Origin of the sequence: Salinisphaera sp. RV14 (genome assembly GCF_052044135.1) — a bacterium.
Classification (GTDB): domain Bacteria; phylum Pseudomonadota; class Gammaproteobacteria; order Nevskiales; family Salinisphaeraceae; genus Salinisphaera.
Genome location: NZ_JBQDYF010000021.1, coordinates 39408 through 59957, shown reverse-complemented (window position 1 = coordinate 59957; position 20550 = coordinate 39408). Strand labels below are relative to the sequence as shown.

General features: G+C 66.3%; 23 protein-coding genes. 7 read left to right on the top strand and 16 right to left on the bottom strand.

Annotation, left to right across the window (positions count from 1 at the left end):
* Nucleotides 1–115: 115 nt before the first annotated feature.
* The gene (tyrS, locus tag ACS8Y6_RS15985; protein ID WP_440851723.1) at nucleotides 116–1339 is read right to left on the bottom strand and encodes a tyrosine--tRNA ligase; all 1224 of its coding nucleotides are present in this window, start codon (nucleotides 1337–1339) and stop codon (nucleotides 116–118) included.
* 339 nt (nucleotides 1340–1678) lie between these two features.
* Here tyrS and ACS8Y6_RS15980 point away from each other — a divergent pair, with 339 nt between their 5' ends.
* Entirely contained in the window at nucleotides 1679–3136 is a 1458-nt protein-coding gene (locus ACS8Y6_RS15980) for an OapA family protein (protein WP_440855997.1), read from the top strand.
* Nucleotides 3136–4293: an anhydro-N-acetylmuramic acid kinase gene (locus ACS8Y6_RS15975; protein ID WP_440855996.1), complete on the top strand. Its 1158-nt coding sequence runs from the start codon at nucleotides 3136–3138 to the stop codon at nucleotides 4291–4293. Before ACS8Y6_RS15980 ends, ACS8Y6_RS15975 begins: the two co-directional genes overlap by 1 nt.
* Before the next feature lie 264 nt (nucleotides 4294–4557).
* Here the strand turns inward: ACS8Y6_RS15975 and erpA are convergent, their stop codons facing one another.
* A complete protein-coding gene (gene erpA / locus ACS8Y6_RS15970) occupies nucleotides 4558–4926 on the bottom strand; it encodes an iron-sulfur cluster insertion protein ErpA (protein ID WP_440851726.1) in 369 nt (122 codons plus the stop codon).
* Nucleotides 4927–5008: 82 nt separating this feature from the next.
* Complete coding sequence (gene argC, locus ACS8Y6_RS15965; RefSeq protein ID WP_440855995.1) at nucleotides 5009–6049, bottom strand: N-acetyl-gamma-glutamyl-phosphate reductase; 1041 nt, start codon at nucleotides 6047–6049, stop codon at nucleotides 5009–5011.
* Nucleotides 6050–6535: 486 nt separating this feature from the next.
* Here argC and ACS8Y6_RS15960 point away from each other — a divergent pair, with 486 nt between their 5' ends.
* Nucleotides 6536–8197, top strand: coding sequence for a chloride channel protein (locus tag ACS8Y6_RS15960; protein ID WP_440855994.1), 1662 nt, complete (start codon nucleotides 6536–6538; stop codon nucleotides 8195–8197).
* Between the two features lie 93 nt (nucleotides 8198–8290).
* Entirely contained in the window at nucleotides 8291–8719 is a 429-nt protein-coding gene (locus ACS8Y6_RS15955; RefSeq protein WP_440850927.1) for a CopD family protein, read from the top strand.
* Between the two features lie 82 nt (nucleotides 8720–8801).
* Here ACS8Y6_RS15955 and bfr read toward each other — a convergent pair whose 3' ends face one another.
* From bfr to ACS8Y6_RS15940, 3 genes are all read right to left on the bottom strand, one after another.
* Complete coding sequence (gene bfr, locus ACS8Y6_RS15950) at nucleotides 8802–9299, bottom strand: bacterioferritin (protein ID WP_440850926.1); 498 nt, start codon at nucleotides 9297–9299, stop codon at nucleotides 8802–8804.
* A 137-nt stretch (nucleotides 9300–9436) separates the two neighbouring features.
* Entirely contained in the window at nucleotides 9437–9658 is a 222-nt protein-coding gene (locus tag ACS8Y6_RS15945; RefSeq protein WP_440850925.1) for a (2Fe-2S)-binding protein, read from the bottom strand.
* A 125-nt stretch (nucleotides 9659–9783) separates the two neighbouring features.
* The gene (locus tag ACS8Y6_RS15940) at nucleotides 9784–10269 is read right to left on the bottom strand and encodes an RNA pyrophosphohydrolase (RefSeq protein ID WP_440850924.1); all 486 of its coding nucleotides are present in this window, start codon (nucleotides 10267–10269) and stop codon (nucleotides 9784–9786) included.
* Nucleotides 10270–10464: 195 nt separating this feature from the next.
* Between ACS8Y6_RS15940 and ACS8Y6_RS15935 the strand changes: the two genes are divergently transcribed.
* Entirely contained in the window at nucleotides 10465–11142 is a 678-nt protein-coding gene (locus ACS8Y6_RS15935) for an HAD family hydrolase (RefSeq protein ID WP_440855993.1), read from the top strand.
* Nucleotides 11143–11163: 21 nt separating this feature from the next.
* Here ACS8Y6_RS15935 and ACS8Y6_RS15930 read toward each other — a convergent pair whose 3' ends face one another.
* The 5 genes from ACS8Y6_RS15930 to ACS8Y6_RS15910 form a co-directional block, all read right to left on the bottom strand.
* Nucleotides 11164–11973, bottom strand: a complete 810-nt coding sequence (locus ACS8Y6_RS15930; RefSeq protein ID WP_440850922.1) for an inositol monophosphatase family protein — start codon at nucleotides 11971–11973, stop codon at nucleotides 11164–11166.
* Nucleotides 11974–12060: 87 nt separating this feature from the next.
* On the bottom strand, nucleotides 12061–12948 hold the full coding sequence (gene ampE, locus ACS8Y6_RS15925) for a regulatory signaling modulator protein AmpE (protein WP_440850921.1): 888 nt from the start codon (nucleotides 12946–12948) through the stop codon (nucleotides 12061–12063).
* A complete protein-coding gene (gene ampD / locus ACS8Y6_RS15920) occupies nucleotides 12939–13517 on the bottom strand; it encodes a 1,6-anhydro-N-acetylmuramyl-L-alanine amidase AmpD (RefSeq protein ID WP_440855992.1) in 579 nt (192 codons plus the stop codon). The genes ampE and ampD overlap by 10 nt, the downstream gene beginning before the upstream one ends.
* Nucleotides 13517–15445: an Lnb N-terminal periplasmic domain-containing protein gene (locus tag ACS8Y6_RS15915; RefSeq protein WP_440855991.1), complete on the bottom strand. Its 1929-nt coding sequence runs from the start codon at nucleotides 15443–15445 to the stop codon at nucleotides 13517–13519. The genes ampD and ACS8Y6_RS15915 overlap by 1 nt, the downstream gene beginning before the upstream one ends.
* A 205-nt stretch (nucleotides 15446–15650) precedes the next feature.
* Nucleotides 15651–15974: a hypothetical protein gene (locus tag ACS8Y6_RS15910; protein WP_440850918.1), complete on the bottom strand. Its 324-nt coding sequence runs from the start codon at nucleotides 15972–15974 to the stop codon at nucleotides 15651–15653.
* A 93-nt stretch (nucleotides 15975–16067) separates the two neighbouring features.
* Between ACS8Y6_RS15910 and ACS8Y6_RS15905 the strand changes: the two genes are divergently transcribed.
* Both ACS8Y6_RS15905 and ACS8Y6_RS15900 read left to right on the top strand, forming a co-directional pair.
* The gene (locus tag ACS8Y6_RS15905; RefSeq protein WP_440855990.1) at nucleotides 16068–16394 is read left to right on the top strand and encodes a putative signal transducing protein; all 327 of its coding nucleotides are present in this window, start codon (nucleotides 16068–16070) and stop codon (nucleotides 16392–16394) included.
* Nucleotides 16385–16831, top strand: coding sequence for a tRNA (cytidine(34)-2'-O)-methyltransferase (locus ACS8Y6_RS15900; RefSeq protein WP_440850916.1), 447 nt, complete (start codon nucleotides 16385–16387; stop codon nucleotides 16829–16831). The genes ACS8Y6_RS15905 and ACS8Y6_RS15900 overlap by 10 nt, the downstream gene beginning before the upstream one ends.
* An 11-nt stretch (nucleotides 16832–16842) precedes the next feature.
* Here ACS8Y6_RS15900 and ACS8Y6_RS15895 read toward each other — a convergent pair whose 3' ends face one another.
* The 5 genes from ACS8Y6_RS15895 to ACS8Y6_RS15875 all read right to left on the bottom strand — a co-directional run bounded on the left by ACS8Y6_RS15895 (nucleotide 16843) and on the right by ACS8Y6_RS15875 (nucleotide 20407).
* On the bottom strand, nucleotides 16843–17499 hold the full coding sequence (locus ACS8Y6_RS15895) for an HAD family hydrolase (protein ID WP_440855989.1): 657 nt from the start codon (nucleotides 17497–17499) through the stop codon (nucleotides 16843–16845).
* Between the two features lies 1 nt (nucleotide 17500).
* The gene (locus tag ACS8Y6_RS15890; protein WP_158590681.1) at nucleotides 17501–18115 is read right to left on the bottom strand and encodes a CDP-alcohol phosphatidyltransferase family protein; all 615 of its coding nucleotides are present in this window, start codon (nucleotides 18113–18115) and stop codon (nucleotides 17501–17503) included.
* A gap of 305 nt (nucleotides 18116–18420) precedes the next feature.
* Nucleotides 18421–19434: an NAD(P)H-dependent glycerol-3-phosphate dehydrogenase gene (locus ACS8Y6_RS15885; protein WP_440850914.1), complete on the bottom strand. Its 1014-nt coding sequence runs from the start codon at nucleotides 19432–19434 to the stop codon at nucleotides 18421–18423.
* A 20-nt stretch (nucleotides 19435–19454) separates the two neighbouring features.
* Entirely contained in the window at nucleotides 19455–19949 is a 495-nt protein-coding gene (secB, locus tag ACS8Y6_RS15880) for a protein-export chaperone SecB (RefSeq protein WP_440850913.1), read from the bottom strand.
* Between the two features lie 32 nt (nucleotides 19950–19981).
* Nucleotides 19982–20407 (bottom strand): rhodanese-like domain-containing protein, encoded by a 426-nt coding sequence (locus ACS8Y6_RS15875; RefSeq protein WP_440850912.1) that lies wholly within the window; start codon nucleotides 20405–20407, stop codon nucleotides 19982–19984.
* Between the last annotated feature and the right edge of the window lie 143 nt (nucleotides 20408–20550).

Sequence of the window (20550 nt, the reverse complement as noted above, 5' to 3'; positions counted from 1 at the left end):
CTGCGTTGCGAGAGGGCGCATTCTAGACCTTCGCCGATACGTGTCAACAAGTTTTCTGAAATAATTCTGCAACAGGCTCGAAACGCCCGCCGTGCGGTGCTCGCGCTGCGTGGCCTCAACCAGCCTCAAGGCGCACGCGCGCAATTCGACGCTTGCCGACCTGGAGTAGACAGGTCTGGCCGGCATGCAGCGTGTGCCGGGCATCCGGGACCGGCTCGCCGTCCAACCGGACAGCGCCCTGCTTGATCAGGCGCATGCCTTCGCCGTTACTCTGGGTCAGCCCCGCCGCGACCAACAGCGCCGCCACCTGCAACCCGCCCGCATCGACGCTCACCGGCGTCACCGGCAGGTCGTCGGGCACGACGCCCTGCTGAAAACGCGACACGAATGCCTCATGAGCGTCTGCCGACGCGGCATCGCCGTGGAAACGGGCCACGATCTCGCCGGCAAGCTTGTACTTGTAGTCGCGCGGATTCGCCCCGGCGTCGACCTCGCGCCGATAACGGACGATGGTGTCGGCCGGTTCGAACGACAATAGCTCGAAGTAGCGCCACATCAGATCGTCGGATATCGACATCAGCTTGCCGTATTGCTCGTTCGGCGCTTCGTCGATCGCCACGTAGTTGCCGAGCGACTTGGACATCTTGTTCACGCCGTCCAATCCTTCGAGTAGCGGCATGGTCAGCACGGCCTGCGGCTTCTGGCCGTAGATCTGCTGTAGATGCCGCCCCATCAGCAGATTGAACTTCTGGTCCGTGCCACCGAGTTCGAGATCGGCCTCGAGCGCCACCGAGTCGTACCCCTGCAATAGCGGATACAGGAATTCGTGAATGGCGATGGGCTGGTTGGACTGATAGCGCTTGTGGAAATCGTCGCGCTCGAGCATTCGAGCCACGGTGTGCGTGGCGGCCAGCTTGATCATGTCGGCGCCGGAGAATGCATTGAGCCACGTCGAGTTGAACACGACGCGGGTGCGATCCGGATCGAGAATTCGATAGATCTGGGCCTCGTAAGTGCGCGCGTTGGCCGCAACCTCGGCCTCGGTAAGCGGCTTGCGGGTGACATTCTTCCCCGTGGGATCGCCGATCATGCCGGTGAAGTCGCCGATCAGGAAGACCACGTCATGGCCCATGTCCTGGAACCAGCGCAGCTTGTTGAGCAAAACCGTATGCCCCAGGTGCAGATCCGGCGCCGTTGGATCAAAGCCCGCCTTGATCACCAGCCGCTCACCGCTGGCGGTCGCCTTCTCAAACCGCTCGCGGAATTCGGCTTCCGGAATGATTTCATCCGCCCCGCGCACGATCTCGGCCCAGTCTTGACTCGTCAACGCCTGCTCCATGTATCTGGTCTCGGTTGCGCGCCAAGTCTAGGGCCTGTTGCCATTTCATGCGAGACCGCGCCGACGCCCCTCGGACCGCACGCCGAGACGCCGCGGGTACGGTCGGGCACCGGCACGGGCGAATGGCCACGCGGGGGCGCACGAGTGTCGTTGCCCGGATCCGCCGCCCGGCCAGCGCCGGCCCTGGATGCGGTCGCGGCCCACACGCCAACGAGCCTGACATGCACGGATTTGCCAAGTCCCGGTGATTGTGCTTTTTTATGGCCAATTCGGCGGTGCAGCTGCGGGGGCTTGGCGCGCGTCGGCATCACGCTCGGGTCAGTGAAACGACGGGAAGCCATGGGCAAGTTTGTCGATCGGGATTATCTGTGGCTGCGCGACAAACCGCAGAAATCGCCGCGTTGGCAACCCTGGGCGCCGGTCGCCCTGGTGCCGGTCGCGGCCGCCCTGACCTGGTATCTCACCGCCCCGGCAGGCGCTCCGCCGGATGACGATGCCGCCGTGCCGGCCGTGACGCGCGTCCACGTGCCCGGTTTCCAACGGGCTCATGCCATGCCGGTCAACTTCAGCCCGGCGTTCGACAACGTCCGCACGCGGCCACCAGCCCGGCCGATCCAGTTGGCATTCGCGCCCGCCGCGTCGCTGACCTCTAGCGACAAGCCGAACGCCCTCAAGCCCGGCTGGCAACGCGTCACCATCGCCAGCGGCGATACCCTGTCGCTGGCCTTCGCCCGGCACGGGCTGTCGTACATGGATTCACTGCGCATCGCACACATGCCGCATCTGGGGCATTACTTCACGCGCGGCCTGCAGGCCGGCGACGTGCTCGAGGTGAAGGCCGACGACACCGGTCATGTCCAGGCGATCCGCTACGCGGTCGATGCGTTGCACCATCTCAGTGTGCGTCGCAACGATAACGGCTTCACCGGGACCCTGGCCGAGCGGTCGGCCGAACACCGACAGACATCGGTCAGCGGGGTGATTCGTCACAGCTTCTACCGCGATGCGATCGCTGCGGGCCTGACCGGCCGCCAGGCCGCCAGCCTGCATCAAATCTTTGCGCAATCTGTGGATTTCGGCCGCGATATTCAGCCGGGTGACCGCTTCGTCGCTGTATACGATACGCTTTACCGCAAGCAAAAGCAGGTCGGAACGGGACCCATCGCCGCCGCGGCCCTGATCAACAATGGGCAGGTCATTCGCGCCGTGCGCTATACCGACGACAACGGCCACAGCGAGTACTATCGCCCGGACGGGCGGCCCATGCGGCCGGCGTTCGTAAGGGCGCCCGTGCAGTACACCCATATCAGTTCGCCGTTCAATCTCAACCGCATGCATCCGATTCTGCATCGCATCCGCCGCCACGAGGGCACCGATTACGCCGCCCCCGAAGGCGCGCCGATTCATGCCACCGGCGACGGCCGGATCATCTTCCGCGGCCGGCGCGGCGGATACGGCAACGTGGTGATCATCCGCCACAACCGACACATCACCATGCGATTCGCGCATATGTCGCGCTTTGCGCGCGGCCTGCGCGTCGGCAGCCGGGTGCGCGAAGGCCAGACCATCGGCTATGTCGGCATGACCGGGCTCGCCACCGGCCCACATGTACACTATGAGTTCCGCGTCGACGGCAAACCGCGCAACCCACAGACCGTCCCCCTGCCCGGCGCGCCGCCGCTACAGGGCCATCAACTGGCCGCCTTCAAGGCCCGGGACGCCGACCTCATCGCGAAACTCGACGACATGACCGATGACGCCCGGGTCCACATGGCCTCGGCTACGGATTCGCCTTGATGAGCGGCCCCGATTGCTATGTCGGGCTGATGTCCGGCACCAGCGTGGACGCGGTTGATGCGGTCGTGGCGCGCTTCGCCGGTACGTCCGATCGGCCGGAAATGCTGGCTACGCATAGCGCAGCGCCGCCGCAGGGCCTGCGCGAGCAACTGCTGGCTCTGTCTGACGCCGATCGGCGCGTGAGCCTGCTCGAATTCGGTCGTCTCGACCAGGCGGTCGGACAGTGGTTCGCCAGCGCCGCGAACGCGGCCATCGCCAAGGCCGGGCTGACAGCATCGCAGATCGCCGCGATTGGCAGCCACGGCCAGACCATCTGGCACGCGCCGGACGCCGAACCGGCCTTCAGCCTGCAGATCGGCGCCGCCCCACGTATCGCCGCAGACACGGGCTGCGCCGTCGTTTCCGATTTCCGCAACGCCGATATCGCACTCGGGGGCCAGGGCGCGCCGCTGGTCTGCGCGTTCCACCGCGCCCTGTTCGCCGATCCCGATGCCAACCGGGTGGCGGTGAATATCGGCGGCATCGCCAACATCACCCTGCTGCCCGGCGACGCGCATGCCGATCCGACGGCGATCCGCGGGTTCGATACCGGTCCGGGCAATGGCCTCATGGACGCCTGGATCCAGCGTCACCGCGGCCACAGTCACGACGCCGGCGGCGCCTGGGCGGCATCAGGGCGTGTCGACGACGAACTGCTGGCGCATCTGCTGGGCGATGACTATTTTCATCGCGAACCGCCCAAGAGCACCGGGCGCGAGTACTTCGGGCTCGACTGGCTGGATCGACGCGTGGCCACGCTCGGGCGCACACCCACACCGGCGGATGCACAGGCCACGCTGTGCGAACTGACGGCCATCACCATCGCGGATGCCGTGGACCGGTTCGGCCCGGGCACGGAGACGCTGTACCTATGCGGCGGCGGCGTGCACAACCGGTATCTGGTGGCGCGCATCGCTGCCCTGGCCGCCCCGCGCCCGGTCGAAACCACGGCACACCTGGGCCTCGACCCCGACTGGATCGAGGCCCTCGCATTTGCCTGGCTGGCGCGCCAGCGCCTGCTCGGGCGGCCCGGCAATGCCCCGGGCGTGACCGGAGCAAGCGGGCTGGCGGTGCTGGGCGGCTGGCACGCCGCACCGCCGGCCGCGCCAGGGACGTAATCCCAGCGGGCCGGGCCACGCGGCTAGAAGGCGCTCCCTCAGTCGCAGATCGTCATGGCGCCGGGTTGCAACTCACGAACTGCGCGGGCTTTCATGCCGCAAGCGAGTTGCCGCAGCCATGGGTCGTCGTGGCGTTGAGATTGCGAATCACGAACTGCGCCGCGCTGCGCGCGGGCTTTGCTGCGCAAAGCTTGAGCATTGTCTGTCACCCCGCTTCGCCTGCGGCGAAGCCGCCCCTCAAAGGGGCAGGCGCGCAGCGTAATCTTAAACCCCGAACGAGTTGCCGCAACCGCAGGTCGTCGTGGCATTCGGGTTACGAATCACGAACTGCGCGCCTTCGATCCCATCCGAAAAATCGATTTCGGCGCCCATCAGGTAGAGCACGCTCATGGGGTCGACCAGTAGCGTCACGCCCTGTTTCTCGATCAGCGTATCGCCTTCCTCGACGTTGTCGTCGAAGGTAAAACCATACTGGAAGCCCGAACAACCGCCGCCGGAAACGAACACCCGCAGCTTGAGGGCATCGTTGTCCTCGTCTTCCAACAGCTCCTTCACCTTGAGGGCGGCGGCGTCAGTGAAGACCAGCGCTGCCTGGTCGGCATCCTGATCGATGGTTTCAGTGGCAGTACTCATAAGCGTTGTCCGTGTCGAACCCGCGATAACTATCATACGACATCAGTGCGATGCGCGGGTTTTCAAGAGATGGCAGAAAAATTTAGGGGACGGGCGCGGTCGCGGTGAGTCCCCGCGTTTCGGGCGCGCCGATCATCAGATTGAAACACTGTACCGCCTGCCCGGCCGCGCCCTTGACCAGATTGTCGAGGGTCGAGAGCACCACCGCCTGATCGCCTGCGAGCGGGCGATGCACAGCGATGCGGCACATGTTGGTCGCGCGCACATGGCGTGTTTCGGGCGTGCCGCCCGCGGCCAGCACGTCGATGAACGGCTCGTCCGCGTAGGCCTGTTCATACAGCGCCTGCAAATCCGCGTCGCCGGCCAGGGTCGCATACAGCGTCGCATGGATGCCACGTACCATCGGCACCAGATGCGGGACGAAGGTCAACCCCACCTCGCGCTGCGCCAGCTCGCCGAGAAACTGTCGAATCTCCGGCAGATGCCGGTGGCCCGACACGCCATAGGCCTTGAATGAATCGGTGGCCTCGGCAAACAGGAAACCCGGGGCGAGCTTCATGCCGGCGCCGGAGACACCGGTCTTGGCGTCCGCAATCAGCCGGTCGGGATCCACGATGCCGGCATCGAGCAACGGCTTGAACCCCAGCAGGACCGCGGTCGGATAACAGCCCGGGCAGGCGACCAGATCGGCGGCAGCGATCGCCTCGCGCCGGCCGAGTTCAGGCAGGCCGTAAACCGCGCGCTCGATCAGCTCGGGGGCGGCATGCTCGGTGTGATACCACTGTGCCCAGAGCGCGGCGTCGCGCAGGCGGAAATCGGCGGACAGATCAATCACGCGCACGCCGGCCGCGAGCAGCCGCGGGACGTCGTGCATGGCCGCGGCGTGCGGCGTGGCGAAGAACACCACATCGCATTCGTCGAGTCGGCCGGCGTCCGGGGTCGCGAAGGCGAGATCGACCACGCCGCGCAGCTGCGGGTAGGCCTCGGCCACCGGAGTCCCGGCCGCGCTGCGCGAGGTCACCGCCACGATCTCGGCGTCGGCATGGGCGGACAACAGCCGCAGCAGCTCGGCCCCGGCATAACCCGTGCCGCCCACCAGACCTATTTTCTGCCTGCCTGCCATGACGCGATCGCTGTCACCGTGAAAAGTGTAGCCGCATACTACACCCGCAATTCGCCGAACCCCAGCCGGGGAGATCACCAAAGCCGTATGCCGCCCAGGTGCCTAGGGCCTGTTGCCGTTTTGTGCGAGCGCCGCGTTGGAGACCGCAAATCGTGTCCGGCAAGGCGCGAGTCGCCGCGTCGTGGCGTGCCACGATCAAGACTTGCAACGCCGCCGGGCGCGATTTGCGGCCCAACCCGAAGGGACAAGCGCTGTTTTGCGGCAATCCAGCGTTGTAGCCCGCTTGTGCAGAGTGACTGCACGGCGCGCACTACGCCTCGTCTTGCCGCAAAACAGCGCTTGGCGCGGACTCGCACAAAACGGCAACAGGCCCTAGTCTCGCATTGGCGCCGGCAAGCCCGGCAGGCCTGATCCCGCCGCACCGAGCGCTGGCGCAGCCCGCTTACCGATACCGAAAACACGCCGGGCCTGGGCTTGCTTTGCCTGATGGGCGCGGCGACCGGGGGCCTGGCGGGCTCGGCGATCCTGTTGCTCTACGGACTCATTCAGGCCCTGCAATTGCCACTGTTTGCGGCCTTCGGCGACCACCAGTCCACGTTCGTGGCATCCGGTCTCGCCTTCCGGCTGGCGGCGCCGATTCTCGGCGCACTCGTGCTCGGCCTGCTGGTCGAATGGCGCCGCAAGCCGCTCGAGAATGGCATCGTGCACGTGATCGAACGGCTGATGTATTACCAGGGCCTGCTGCCGCTGCGCGCGGCGCTGGTCGATCTGGCCGCCTCGGCAATCTCTATCGCCACCGGCCAGTCGGTCGGCCGCGAAGGCACGGCCGTGCATGCGGGCGCATTCACCGGCAGCTGGCTGGCCCGGCGGCTGTCGTTGCCCAACAACAGCGTGCGCACCCTGGTCGGCTGCGGCACGGCCGCCGGCATTGCCGCGTCGTTCAATACCCCGCTGGCGGCCGTGATTTTCGCCATGGAAGTGGTGATGATGGAATACACCATCGCCGGTTTCGCACCGATCATCCTGGCGGCGGTAACGGGCTCCCTGGTGACGCTGAACCTGCCCAACGTCCACCCGGGCCTGATCGGCGCCGCCGAGCATTTCCATGCCGCCGAACTGCCCGCCATGACGACGATGGGGCTGGTGCTGGGCGTTCTGGGCGGCGGTTTTACCCGCATGGTCGGCCAGATCATGCCGCACCTCGCCAAGGTGCGCATCAGCCTGCGCATGGCATCGGCCGGCCTGGTCACGGGCATTCTCGCGACCGTCTTGCCACAGATCATGGGCCTGGGCTTCGAGACCGTGAACCGCGCGCTGGACGGCGACTACGGCGCTACCCTATCGCTCGGCATCGGCCTGGCCAAGCTGGTGGCCACGCTATTCGCCGTCGCCGCGGCGATTCCGGGCGGCGTCATCCTGCCGATGTTCGTCTGCGGCGCCGCACTCGGCAGCGCGTTTGGTACCGCCGCCGCCGGTGTGCTGCCGATCCCGGTCAGCGGCCCCGGGCTGTACGCCCTGCTGGGCATCGGCGCGATGATGGCTGCGGTGCTGCAGGCGCCACTGTCTGCGCTGGTGGCGGTGCTGGAACTGTCCGGCCAGACCGACATGGTGCTGCCGGGCATGCTGGTGATCATTGCCGCACTCGTCGTCTCGCGCCGGATCGCGGTGTCGGATTCCATATTCCGACTGTTGTTGCGCCGTCGCGGACTGGACTATCGCAACGACCCGGTGTCGCAGTACCTGCGGCGTGCCAGTGTGCTGAATACCATGAACCGCCGCTTCCGTGTGCTCGATGCGAAAACCACCCGAGCCGCGGTCGCCGATGCGCTCGATGCCGGCATTGACTGGCTGCTGATCCGGCCGGCCGAGGGTCGCGCCCAACTCATGCGCCCCGACGAGCTCAAGCGCATACTGGCCGAAGACGATGGCGACGCGGACCGCGAGATCGATCTCATGGATATCCCGGCGCACCGGGCCGATGCTTATCCGATCGACGTCCGCGCCACGCTGCAAGAAGCCTACGATCAGTTCGAATCGACCGAGGCCGAGGCGCTGGTGGTGCAACGCGCGAGCGCGCTCAGCGGGCGCCGGCCGACGCCCTACGGCATTCTCACGCCGGATACGGTGGCCGCGACCTACCGCCGCTGACCGCGACGCGGGGTCGTGGCCGGACCGTCGGCGGCCAACCGCCGATACAATGGCCCGGTCGCCCGAGCCACCCACGTCTGCAGGAGTTACCGCATGCTTTTTCTATGGATCAAGGCCTTCCACGTCACTTTCATGGTGGCCTGGCTCGCCGGGCTGCTCTGCCTGCCCTGGCTGTTCGCCGCGCACGCCGAGGCGCGGGGTGCCACCGACCGCGGTCGATTCAGCGCGCTGGAACGCCAGCTATCGATGCTGATGTCGATTGCCGCACTCGGAACGATTGCGTTCGGCGTCTGGATGCTGGCAATGCTGGGCGGCGGCTGGATCGCCGGCAATGGCTGGTTCCACGCCAAGCTCGCGCTGGTCGTGGTATTGATCGGCTACCACGGCTGGTGTCAGGTCCAGGCCAAAAAGCTGCGTGAAGAGCGGGCCACCGGTACGCCGGCGTTCTATCGCATGATGAGCGCGGTACCGGCAGTCATTCTGCTGCTGATCATGCTGCTGATCTTCATCAAGCCGTTCTGACCGCCGTGCCCGACATGAAAAAACCCGCCGCGAGCACCCCGCGGCGGGTTTTCTGCCGGGCCGGCATGAACCATGCCGTTGCTTATTCGGCGTCCGGCGTCTGGTTGATGTTCGCACCGGTCTGAGACTGCAGGAAGTTCGCTTCGCCCATGCTCTTGATCAGATCGAGCTGGGTTTCGATATAGTCGATATGTTCCTCCTCATCGGAGAGAATCTCGACGAACAGATCGCGTGTGGCGTAATCGCCCGCGTCCTCGCAGACCTTGATGGCCTCCTTGTAGTGGGCGTGGCCCTCGTACTCGGCGGCGAGATCGCATTCGAGCATTTCCTGCGGCTTCTCGCCGATGCGCAGCTTGCCCAGGTCCTGCAGATTGGGCAGGCCATTGAGGAAAAGGATGCGCTTGATGAAGCGATCCGCGTGCTGCATTTCCTCGATCGACTCGTTGTACTCGTGCTTGCCGAGCTCGAAGAAGCCCATGTCCTCGTACATGCGCGCATGCAGGAAGTACTGGTTGATCGCGGTCAGCTCCAGCTTGAGCGCATCCTGCAGATACTTGATTACGGTCGCATCGCCTTTCATTGCCTGTCCTGTGTCGGCCTGAACTCCAGTCAAGGTTAGCGGAGGTCAGGTTGGCGTACAAACGAGGCGCGTGTTCGCCATCGGCCGCCGCGGCGCTGCCGCGACCCGTGCCGGGCAGCCGTTCCGAATACGATCGATCAGGCGGTCGCGACCGCCGGCGCTTCGGCGGTGGCAATGGCCTCCGCACGGTCGCGCTCCTGGCGACATTCGCGGAGCAGGTCACGTGCGCAGGGCGCACAGCGGCCACAGCAACCGGCCACACCGAGTTTCTGGCGCAGCAAGCGCATGCTGCAGACGCCCTCGCAATAGGCTTCGCGAATCTGGCAGTCGGTGACCGCGTTGCACACACAAACGTACATGAGCGTTACCTCCGACGCGCAGTACAACGCTAATGAGAATTATTGTCAACTACGAATGTCGACGCCATTTGCTGCCGGGCGATTTGCCGTCCCGCCGGCGCGGACGGGGTTCGCTGCCGCGCCGGTCAGGAGGCTGCGCCCGTATTCAGATAGCTGGCCAGTTCATCCAACGCGCGGCGGTAGACCTGGCGCTTGAAGAACACGACTTCATCGACCGGGTCCCAGTAATCGACCCAGCGGTACCCGTCGAATTCCGGTTTTTCGGTGGCATCGAAGCGCACGCAGGACTCGGGCGCAAGCAGTTGCAGCATGAACCATTTCTGTTTCTGACCGATGCATAACGGCTGTCGATGGCGCCGGATATAGCGCTTGGGCAGGCGGTAGCGCAACCAACTGCGGGTCGCGCCGATGATCTCCACGTGCTCGGGCCGCAGCCCGACCTCTTCTTCCAGCTCCCGATACAGCGCCGCCCGCGGCGCTTCACCTTCGCGGATACCACCTTGAGGGAATTGCCACGACTGCTGGCCGATGCGCTTGGCCCAGAACACCTTGCCTTGCTGATTGCTCAAGATGATGCCGACGTTCGCTCGGAACCCTTGTGCATCAATCACGACGCCACCCTCGGTAAAACTACTGAATCAATTCTTTCATAAAATCGCAAGAAACGAAAAAACACAGGCTGAATCGACGGAACCCATGCTTCGCCGGGCGCAATTCTATTGTGCTCCACTTCGGTCGCTTCCCACGGCTCCATGCAGGCGTCATCATTGGATATCTGCCATTTCATTTCCAGCCGGGGCGCCGACGTGCGACTGACCTTTTTTGATCTCGACAATACGCTGCTCGCTGGCGACAGCGATTATGAATGGGGCCGTTTCCTGGTCGACGAGGACGTGGTCGATCAATCGACATTCGCGCGCGCGAACGACACCTTCAGGGCTCAGTACGAGGCTGGCGTACTGGATATCCATGCGTATCAACGCTTCGTGCTGCAACCGCTGATCCAGGAGTCGGCGACGCGCATGGCCGCGCTGCGCGAGCGCTTCGTGGCCACGCGAATCGCGCCGATCGTGGCTCGTCATGCGGCTTCGGTGATCGATTTTCACCGCCAGCGCGGGGATCTGGTCGCGATCATTACCGCCACCAACCGCTTCGTCACTGAACCGATCGCGCACTTGCTGGCAGTCGAACACCTGATTGCAACCGAGCCAGAGATCGTCGACGGCGCGTATACCGGCGCCATCGCCGGCACCCCGTCTTATCGCGAGGGCAAGATCACCCGCGCCCGCAGTTTCCTGGCGGCGTTGTCCATTCAACCCGAGCACGTGACCTTCTACTCCGATTCACACAACGACCTGCCGCTGATGCGGTGGGCCGACCGCGCGGTCGCGGTCGACCCCGACGAGCGGCTCGCGGCGGCGGCGCGCGAAGCCGGCTGGCCGGTGATCAGCCTGCGCGGCGAGACCATGCCGACACTCGCCTGAACAGACCCGCCGGTCGACCGATCAGCCGCCCGGCGCGTCGCGCTGTTCATCCCACGCGGCCAGGTAGGGCACAAGCTGCGGCCGGAGCCGCCCATTGGTCGCCATGATGGTGCACGATTCCAGATCGATCGGGCCGCCGCCGAGTTCGGTGACATCGCCCCCGGCCTCGCGCACGATCACGGTGAGCGCGGCGATGTCGAGGATATTGAGATCCGACTCGATGATCGCGTCGATCGCGCCACTGGCCAGCAAATGGTAGTGGTAGAAATCGCCGTAGCCTCGGATGCGATGGGCGTCACCGGCCAACTCGCCGATCTTCGCCCAGGCCGGAGACGCGCCCAGCGCGGCGATGTTGCCCAGCGACAGGCTGGCTTCGGCGATCTCGTCGACGGCCGACACATGGATCGGCTCGCCGTTGAGGAACGCGCCCTGCCCGCGCGCCGCCCAGGCCATATCGCCGTTACCGAAGGCCGGGGCATTGGATACGCCCACGATCAACTCGCCCTGGTGCAGCAGCGCGATCTGGGTCGAGAAGAACGGATAACCGCGCACGAAGCTCTTGGTGCCGTCAATCGGATCGATCAGCCAGACATAATCGGCGTCGATCGACTCGCGGCCGAGTTCCTCGCCATAAAAGCCATGATCCGGAAACGCGTCCGATAACACGCGCTTGATGACGCGCTCGCACTCGACATCGGCAATGGTGACCGGCGAGGCGTCGGCCTTGCGTTCGACCTCGAAGTCACCGTGATAATAACGATTGATCACAGCCTCGGCGGCGCGCGCCGCCTCGATCGCGGTCTCCAGATAACGGCTCAGATCCTCGGCCACGGTCTCTCCTTGGTTGCATGTAAGGGGCTTATGCTAGGGCCTGTTACCGTTTCGTGCGACCGGCCGACGCGCGCCAGCTGCCGTGCCCTAGCGCAGGACGCCCGCCAGCGTGAACGCGGCGAATACGGCGAGCAGAATCAGTACTGCCCGCGAGATCAACGACAGCGCATCGATCAGGGCCTGGTTGAAGCGTTCGGCCGGCATGCCCGCGGCGTCGGTGCCGGTTTCGCCCAGCGCGGCGCGCCCCACCGCGGCCAGCAGCCGCCAGCTGGCCACGCCACTGACATGCGTCGTCGCGCGCGCCGTCCGCCAGGCGGCGAACCCATGTCGGGTCTGGCCGGCGACGGCATAGATCACGGCGACGATGCGCGCGGGGATCCAGGCGGCGATGCCGTGCACGTATTCAGCGACGCGGGCCGTCGCCCGGGTTGCCGGATCGCGCGCAGCCAGGGCCGGCAGCTCGCGCACCAGCCGATAGAACAGCGCCCCGGTCGGCCCGGCAACGAAGAACCACAGCAGCACGCCAAGCACGCGTTCGTGCCCCTGCACCAGGACCGCGCCGAGAATGGTCGGCGCCGTGACATCGGCGGAGCGGCGCCCGGTCGCCCGTCGGCACAGCGCGATCGCACGTGCCTCGGCTTCGTCGTGCGCGGCCTGAGTGCGGGCGTGGGCCAGCGCATAAACGTCTTCCCACAGATCACGCGGGCCCAGGCTGACCAGCAGGCCGGCCAGGCCGAAAAGAAGCTGGGCACCCAGCCAGAGATGGGTATCGACCGCCCATTGCGCTGCGCCGACGACGATCAGCGGCGGCAGAATGACCGCCACGCCAGCCGGCCGCGCCAGCCAGAGCCGGCCGATGCGGGTGCGCTCGATCAACCGCACGTAGGCGGCGAACGCATTGACCTGCCGCCAGCGCGTGAGCTGGCCCAACGTGCGCTCGATGAGCAGCGCGGCCACGATCACGATCAGATGCATGCGCGATCCAGCAAGCCGTTGAAGGCGGCCCAGTCGAATGCCGGCCCGGGATCGGTCTTGCGACCCGGGGCGATATCACTGTGGCCGACGATACGCGAACGATTCATGCCCGGATAATGAAGCAAAAGCGCGGCGCTGACAGCCGCCAGCCCGCGATACTGGGCCGGCGCGTAGGGACAGGCGTCGGTCCCCTCCAGCTCGATGCCGACGCCGAAATCGTTCACGCGCTCGCGGCCATCGAATCGCGACAAGCCCGCATGCCAGGCCCGATCGTCGAAACCGACGTACTGAGTCAGCCGGCCGGTGCGCTCGATCAGCAGGTGCGCGGACACCTGCAGATGCGCAATCCCGGCGTAGAACGGGTGTGCGGCCGGATTCAACGTGCGGCTGAACAGTGCATCGACCTGGCCATGGCCGAAGCGCCCGGGCGGCAGGGTGATCCCGTGGACCACCAGCGTATCCACAGCGATGCCCGCCGGGCGCGTGTCGTGGTTGGGCGAGAGCACACGGCGTACGCCGCGCAGCCAGCCGTGCTGGTCGATCCGCAGTCGGGTGCCGGTTGGGTCCATCAGAAATAAGCCTGAATGCCGAAATCCACGCGCAGACCATCACTTATCCGGGTGTTTTCATAGCCAACGGTGGAACGAAAAGCGAAATTATCCACGATCGGCACCTGCGCGCCGAGCGTCGCCCAGCCATAGTGTCCGTTCGCGCCGGCGGCGTATTGCAGCCAGCCGGCCTCGGCCTTGAGCTGGACACCCGGCACGGGATAAGCCAACAGCCCGGCGCTGCCGCCGGCGCCCAGCGCCCACGCCGGCTGCAATCCCGGATTGGCGTCGAAGGACATCAGGCCGAAGGTATAACCGATCAGATCGCGCCCGCCCCAGGCCAGCCCCGGCCCGCCCTGCAGGTAGTAACCGAGATCATTGCGCGCATCGGTGAACACATGAGCCGACGGCCGGCGCCGCAGGCCGGTGTCGACCGTGAACGAGACCGGTTTGAACCAGGCATTGCGCGGTGACAACGAAGTGATCGACAACAAACGCATGTCGCCGAGCCGGACGCGACCGTCGCTCGGGTCCAGGCGCAGGCCGATGTCGGCGAAATCGATCGCCGCCCCGCGCGTGTAACCGCCCGGATTGTCGAGCAGGTCGTGATAGGCGGGCCGGATACGAAAGCCGAGCGAAAAACGGCCGTCGGCATAGACGCCCGAGGCATTCACGCGCAGCGAGCGATGCCCGTCCTCGGGCGAGACCTTCGGCGCCGGCACGCGTCCGAATGGCGAACGACGCGGAATCGAGGCGCGCACGGCGAGAATGTGATTGGCATAGTCGCGCCCGGACCGGCCGGGCACCGCCGCCTTCACTTCCTTGCTCGACAACTGGTAGTTCAACGCGTCGTAGGCCACTTCCAGCACCGCCGCCCGACGTTCCGGCTTCAGCGCCCGCACGGCCGGCGCATCCGGCGCGAGTTCGCGCCGCGAGATCCGGCGCGCCAACGCCTGCGCCGTCGGCGAGAGTTGCTCGGTCTCCCAGCGCAGCGTCGTTTCCATCGACGGCCGATAGGTCGCCGACCCCATCAGACCGGGGACATCCGCCAGCGACCGGATCGTATCGGATGGAATCGCATACCAGCTGTACTGGCGCGTCAGATGCAGATGCGGCCGGGCAACATCGAGCAGGCTCAACAGCTGGTAGGCGCAATTCTTGTTGAGGAAGTAATAGACGAAATGGACGCTGTCCATCTCCCAGACATGGTCGACCAGACGCGACAGCTGCGCCCGGGTCAGGTTCAGCGGATACGACCAGACATCGCGATTCTCGATCCAGGCGTATTGCTTGACCTTCTTGTAATACGGAAACAGGCCGAACACACCCGGATAGCCACCGGTCAGCCCCTTCCAGACGAACCCGAGGCCGCGCTTGCCCTGCGGCGCGGCCGCCGCGAAATTCACCGCGTACGACAACAACTCGGTCCCCGGGCCCTTGCGGGACGAATCGATGCGCAACAGCGTATGGCCGAACATCGACGACGGACTGTTCGGAAACGCGGTGGGAAAAACCAGGCTCGCCGAAGACAGTGCGATCAAGGCGCGCCAGCGACGATAACCGGGGCAGTCATGGACCGGCAGATGCGAGGTATCGATATCCAGCGCCTTGACCAGAAACTTGCGGCGCGCGACGAACAGGCAGTACACCGGCAACTGACGCGGGCCGATCGGCCGCTTCGAGAACAGCCCGGCCAGCGTGGCGTCGAGCTCCGCCGCCGGGTCGGTGCGGCCGTCGGCGGCCAGAAAGAACCAACCGGAGGCCACTTCGCTGTGGACGCCGCCGTGCAGCCAGTTCGGCTCATAATGCAACAGCGCATGCCATTCGTCGGTCGCCGCCAGGTGCGCGCTCGCAGCGCGCGCCTGGAGCCGTTGCAGTTCGCCGCCCGGCACCTTCGCGGCGGCGGTGCCGGCAACCAGTGACAGCACGGCCACCAGCGTCGCTGCCACGCCCTGCCGACGCCGCCGGCCGAACCGCACCGCCGTCGTCGCTTGCGACCGGCCGGCCGCCGCTCGGTCGAGCGCCGGAGCCGGCGGACCACAGCGCACCATGCGTCCGCCTGGCGCGTTCGCGGGGCGATATGCGGCGAATCGCGCCTTGCCGGACACGATTTGCGGACGCCAACGCGGCGCTCGCACGAAACGGCAACAGGCCCTAGTCGTTGCCCGGGGTCTGGGCGTCGAAATCGCCCAGCGGCCGGGTAAAGGTATACTTGGCTGGCTCAGCGACCAGACGTTCGCGTGCCTTGTCGGTGTTATGCCCAAGCAGCGAAAACGGCAGGGACACGATGAACAACCCGGTGCCTGCCACCGTGGCCACCAGACTCAACGGGCGTACCACCGCAGCGTCGAAGGTCATGGCGGCAGCCGAGGGGGTTGCGGCATCATCGTTGCTCGCCGCCAGCGCCGGGGCCGCGACCACCAGCGACAGGGCGACGACGCTTGCGACAAACGCGCGCCGGATCAGGAGAATAGACATGTGGCGACCCCCGGAGTGCTGCACCACCGAAAGATTAGGCGCTGGTGCCATTTCATACAAGCCCGTCAATCCAATCGAGCCTTGGGATCCATCATGACCGCGCGCGAAGTCTATCTGGCCGCCGATCCGGTCAACGCCGAGATCGTCAAGGATATGCTCGTCGACCGGGGGATTCCCGCCCACGTTCGTCGCCAGCATCTCTGGGGCGGCATGGGCGAGTTGCCGGCCAACCTCTATCCCCAAGTCTGGATCGACGACCCGGCCGACTTCGAGCGTGCACATGAGCTCTTGACCGCGTTCGAGCAGGGCCCGGTGGAGGGCGGCCGGGCGTGGCACTGCCCCGGCTGCGGCGAAACCGTCGAGGGCCAGTTCAACGCCTGCTGGCACTGTCAGCATCCCCGCCCACACGCATGCACCTGATCCTGCATCGGCCCGAGATCCCGCCCAACACCGGCAACGTGATCCGGCTTGCCGTCAATATCGGGGCCGAGCTGCATCTCATCCATCCGCTGGGGTTCTCGATCGACGACAAGCACCTGCGCCGCGCCGGGCTGGATTATCGTGAGCGCGCCGTGATTCGCGAATGGCCGGACTACGACAGCTGGCGCGCCGCGCATCCCGACAACCGCGTGTTCGCCGCCACCAAGCGCGGCGACGTGCGCTACGACCGCCTGCGCTATCGCGCCGACGACGCCTTGTTGTTCGGCTGCGAAACCAAGGGTCTGCCCGCCGAGCGAGTGAACGCCGCGGATGCCGCGATCTATCTGCCCATGCAGCCCGGCAATCGCAGTCTGAACCTGTCGAACAGCGTGGCGGTGATCGCCTTCGAGGCCTGGCGCCAGCTCGGCTTCGCCTGAACGCTCGCGCGTCAGGCCTTCGCGCCCGGGTCCAGCACTTCCCAGCCGGCGTTGTCCGCCTCGGCCGAGAGCTTGCGGTCGGGCGCGACCGCCACTGCCCGCCCCACCATGCGGAACAGATAGGCATCGTTGATCGAATCGCCGAAGGCGACGGCGTCGGCCAGCGGCAACCCGGCCCGGCTCGCCAGGGTCTCCGCCGCGTCGATCTTGGTCGGCCCGTAGGGATGGCGCCGCGGCGGCGCCGGGGTGAAACGGCCGTTCTCGGTACAGCAGGCCGCCCCGATGCAAAGTTCGATATCGAGCGCTTCGCCGAGTGCGTCGGCCAGAAACTGGGGCGTACCGGACAGCAGCACCACGGTGTCGCCGGCCGCCTGATGCGCCTTGAGACGCTCGACCGCCGGCGCATGCAGCACCGGCACGAGCACGTCGGCCACGAACCGACGTGCGAGTTCGACGATATGCCTGTATTCATGGCCCGAGAGATAGGCCTTGTTCTTCTGCATCACATGCTTGCCGAAGCGCGGCAGGTAGCGCAGCGCGAACCCGGCGAAGGCCAGTAACTGGCGCGGCCCGAGTGCGCCCACCTGCCAGAGATAGCGCGCGAAGCGCATCTCCGAAGAGGCCCCCGGCACGAGCGTGCCATCGATGTCGAAGATGACCAGACGCATGTCAGCCTCTTTGTGCGGCAGGCCGCTCATTCACGCAGAACTCCACGATCACCGGCAGACCACGGGCGACGCAGATCGCCGCCGAGGCCCAGGCCAGCACCAGACCGGTCGCCGACAGCGCACCGCCCCAGGCCGCCCAGAATTCGGGCGCAATCGCCGGAAACGGCTGCCAGAGCAGTATCCAGGCAAAGGTCACGGCCTTGAGCACGGCATAGAAGCCGCGCATGAAACGCCCGGCGACCAGGAAACGACCGATGGGCGACTGCATCATGTCGAACGCCGCCGTGCCGCTCGCCGCCCCCTTGCTGCGGATGGCGTCGACCAGGTTGCCGCGAATGATGAACAGCAGCGGCACCCAGACCCCGATGAAGCCCAGATGCGCAAGCACCACCCACAGCACCGTTTCCACGATGCGATCGATGGCGATATCAAAAGTGGCGCCGAACAGTGTTTCCTCGTTGAAACGCCGCGCGACCCAGCCATCCACGCCGTCGAGCGCGATGATCAGAATCGTGAGCGGCGCATTGACCAGCTGCAAGGCGGGAACGCCCGAGTAGACGATGCCCAACAGCAGGAACAGCAACAGAAAACGCCCGAAAGTGACCCAGTTCGCCATATGCCCGTTTATGTCTCGCCGGGACTGGTCGATATATCGCACCATGCCGTTGGGGCGAGGGCGCATCGACCGCCCCCGGGGCGGTGCTTGGTTTTCGATTCCTCGGCCGTGCCCGCGCTGAACGCCGGCCGCACGATTTCACGATCCTGTCATACGCATTCTACATGAGCGGCGCGCGCCAAGGGTTAGCACGGCTGCGCCCGCATCGCGACCGGTCCCGCTCCCGGAGCCCGGCCGGCCCGCCGATCAGCGGCACCAGCGCTGGCGCTGGACCTCGACCGCGATATGGCAAAGGCAATGCGCCCCTATTCGGCCTCGGCTCGAGACGGGCGATCGGTCAGCCGGCGCGCCGCGGCCTGCGGCGAATCGCCTTCGTGGAGTACGCGATACGCCTGCGCCGCGATCGGCATGTCGATGCCGTGCGCCTGGGCCATGCGGTGCACCTCGCGTGCCGCCCGCACGCCTTCGACCACCTGGCCGATCCGCGCCTCGGCCGTGGACACGTCATCGCCGGCCGCCAGCGCCAGGCCCATGCGACGATTGCGCGACTGGTCATCGCTGCAGGTCAGCAGCAGATCGCCCAGACCGGCCATGCCGGTCAGCGTATCGCGACGGCCGCCGAGTTCCACGCCCAGGCGCATCATCTCCGACAGCCCGCGCGTGATCAGCAGTGCGCGGGCGTTGGCGCCGTAGCCCAGGCCGTCCGACATGCCGACCGCGATCGCCAACACGTTCTTCACCGCCCCGCCCACGCCGACGCCGATCACGTCGCTCGAGGTGTAGACCCGGAACACGCCGTCGTGGAACGCCCGCGCCATGTCGGCGGCCAATGCCGGGTCGGCCGAGGCGATGGTGACAGCGGTCGGCAGGCCCCGCCCCACCTCACCGGCGAAGCTCGGCCCCGACAGCACGCCGGTGGCGCGGGCAGAGCCCAGCACGGCCGTGGCGACCTCGTGCGGCAACAGGGCCGTATCGGGCTCCAGCCCCTTGGTCGCCCAGAGCACGCGCTGGTGCGGGGCCAGCCATGGGGCCAGCGCTTCCAGGCCGGCCCGCAGCGCGTGGCTGGGCAGCACGACCACGACATCGTCCGCGCCGTCCATCGCCGCGGCCAGATCGGCCACGGGCTCCAGCGTGGGCGGAAAGGTCACATCGGGCAGGTAACGCGCATTGACGCGCGTCCCGGCCATGGTCTCGATCGCGGCGGCGTCGCGGCCCCACAGGCGCACGGCATGGCCGCGCCGTGCCAACTGGACCGCAAGCGCCGTGCCCCAGGAACCGGCGCCGACGACGGCGAAACAGCGCGGCAGAGCCACCGACACGATCAAGCCTGCAGAAACGCCTAGTGCGTCGCCTGGCTGGCGTCGCCGGGCGTGCCGTCCTCGCCCGCAAGATGCTGGGCATACAGCAGGTCGAAGTTCACCGGCTGCAGCAGGAAGTGCGGAAAGCCCGCGCGCTGCACCATGTCGCCCACCGACTCGCGAATATAGGGGAACAGGATCGACGGGCAGTAGGCGCCAAGCACATGATCGCGCTCATCGTCGGCCGAAAAGCCCTCGAGCTGGAACACGCCGGCCTGCTGCACCTCGACGATATAGGCCGTGCGCTCGCCCTGCTTGGCGGTGACCGTCACGGTCAGAACCACCTGATGGGTCTCCTCGGACAGCGACTGGATCTGCGTGTTCAGATCGACGTTGACCTCGGGGTTGTACTCCTCTGTGAACACGCGCGGGCCATCCGGCACTTCGATCGAGGCATCGCGGATGTATATCTTCTGCAGACCGACCTGGCGCTGGGCCTCGGTCTGTTCGGTTTGGCTGTCGTTATCTTCGGCCATGATCCCTCCTGTGGGGCGCGAAAGCGCGCCGCTTATTTACTGGTGACCGGCAGACCGTCGGCCCGCCAGCCGTTGATGCCACCCTTGAGCGCATAAACCCGGGTATAGCCCTTGGCCCGCAATTTGGCCGCAGCCGCCGGCGCGGCATTGCCGGCGCCGCAATAGACGATGACCGGCTTGTTCGGGTCGCGCGAGATTTCCTTGGCGCGCTCGGCGATGCCGGCGGCGGGCACATGCTTGGCGTTGAGAATATGATGCTTCTTGTATTCCGACGACGAGCGCGTATCGACCACGACCGCGTCGTCACTGTTCATCAGCCGTACCGCCTCTCCTGACGAAATCGGCCCGCTGCCGGACAATGCCCGCCAGACCTCGTTCGCGATGAAGGCGATGACGATGACGCCCAGCGCGGCCCAGAGAAACGGATGATGGACGACGAATTCCAGCAACTGATTCATAAACGATGTGCCGAGTCTCAATAGATGCGTGCCCGAGGCGCGCGGACGGCGGGCCCGCGCGGGGTGAAGATCGCCCGGAACCCGGGCGTCGGCCGGGGATTATTGCATAGTCCGCCGCCCCCTGACCCGCACGCGGCCGCTTG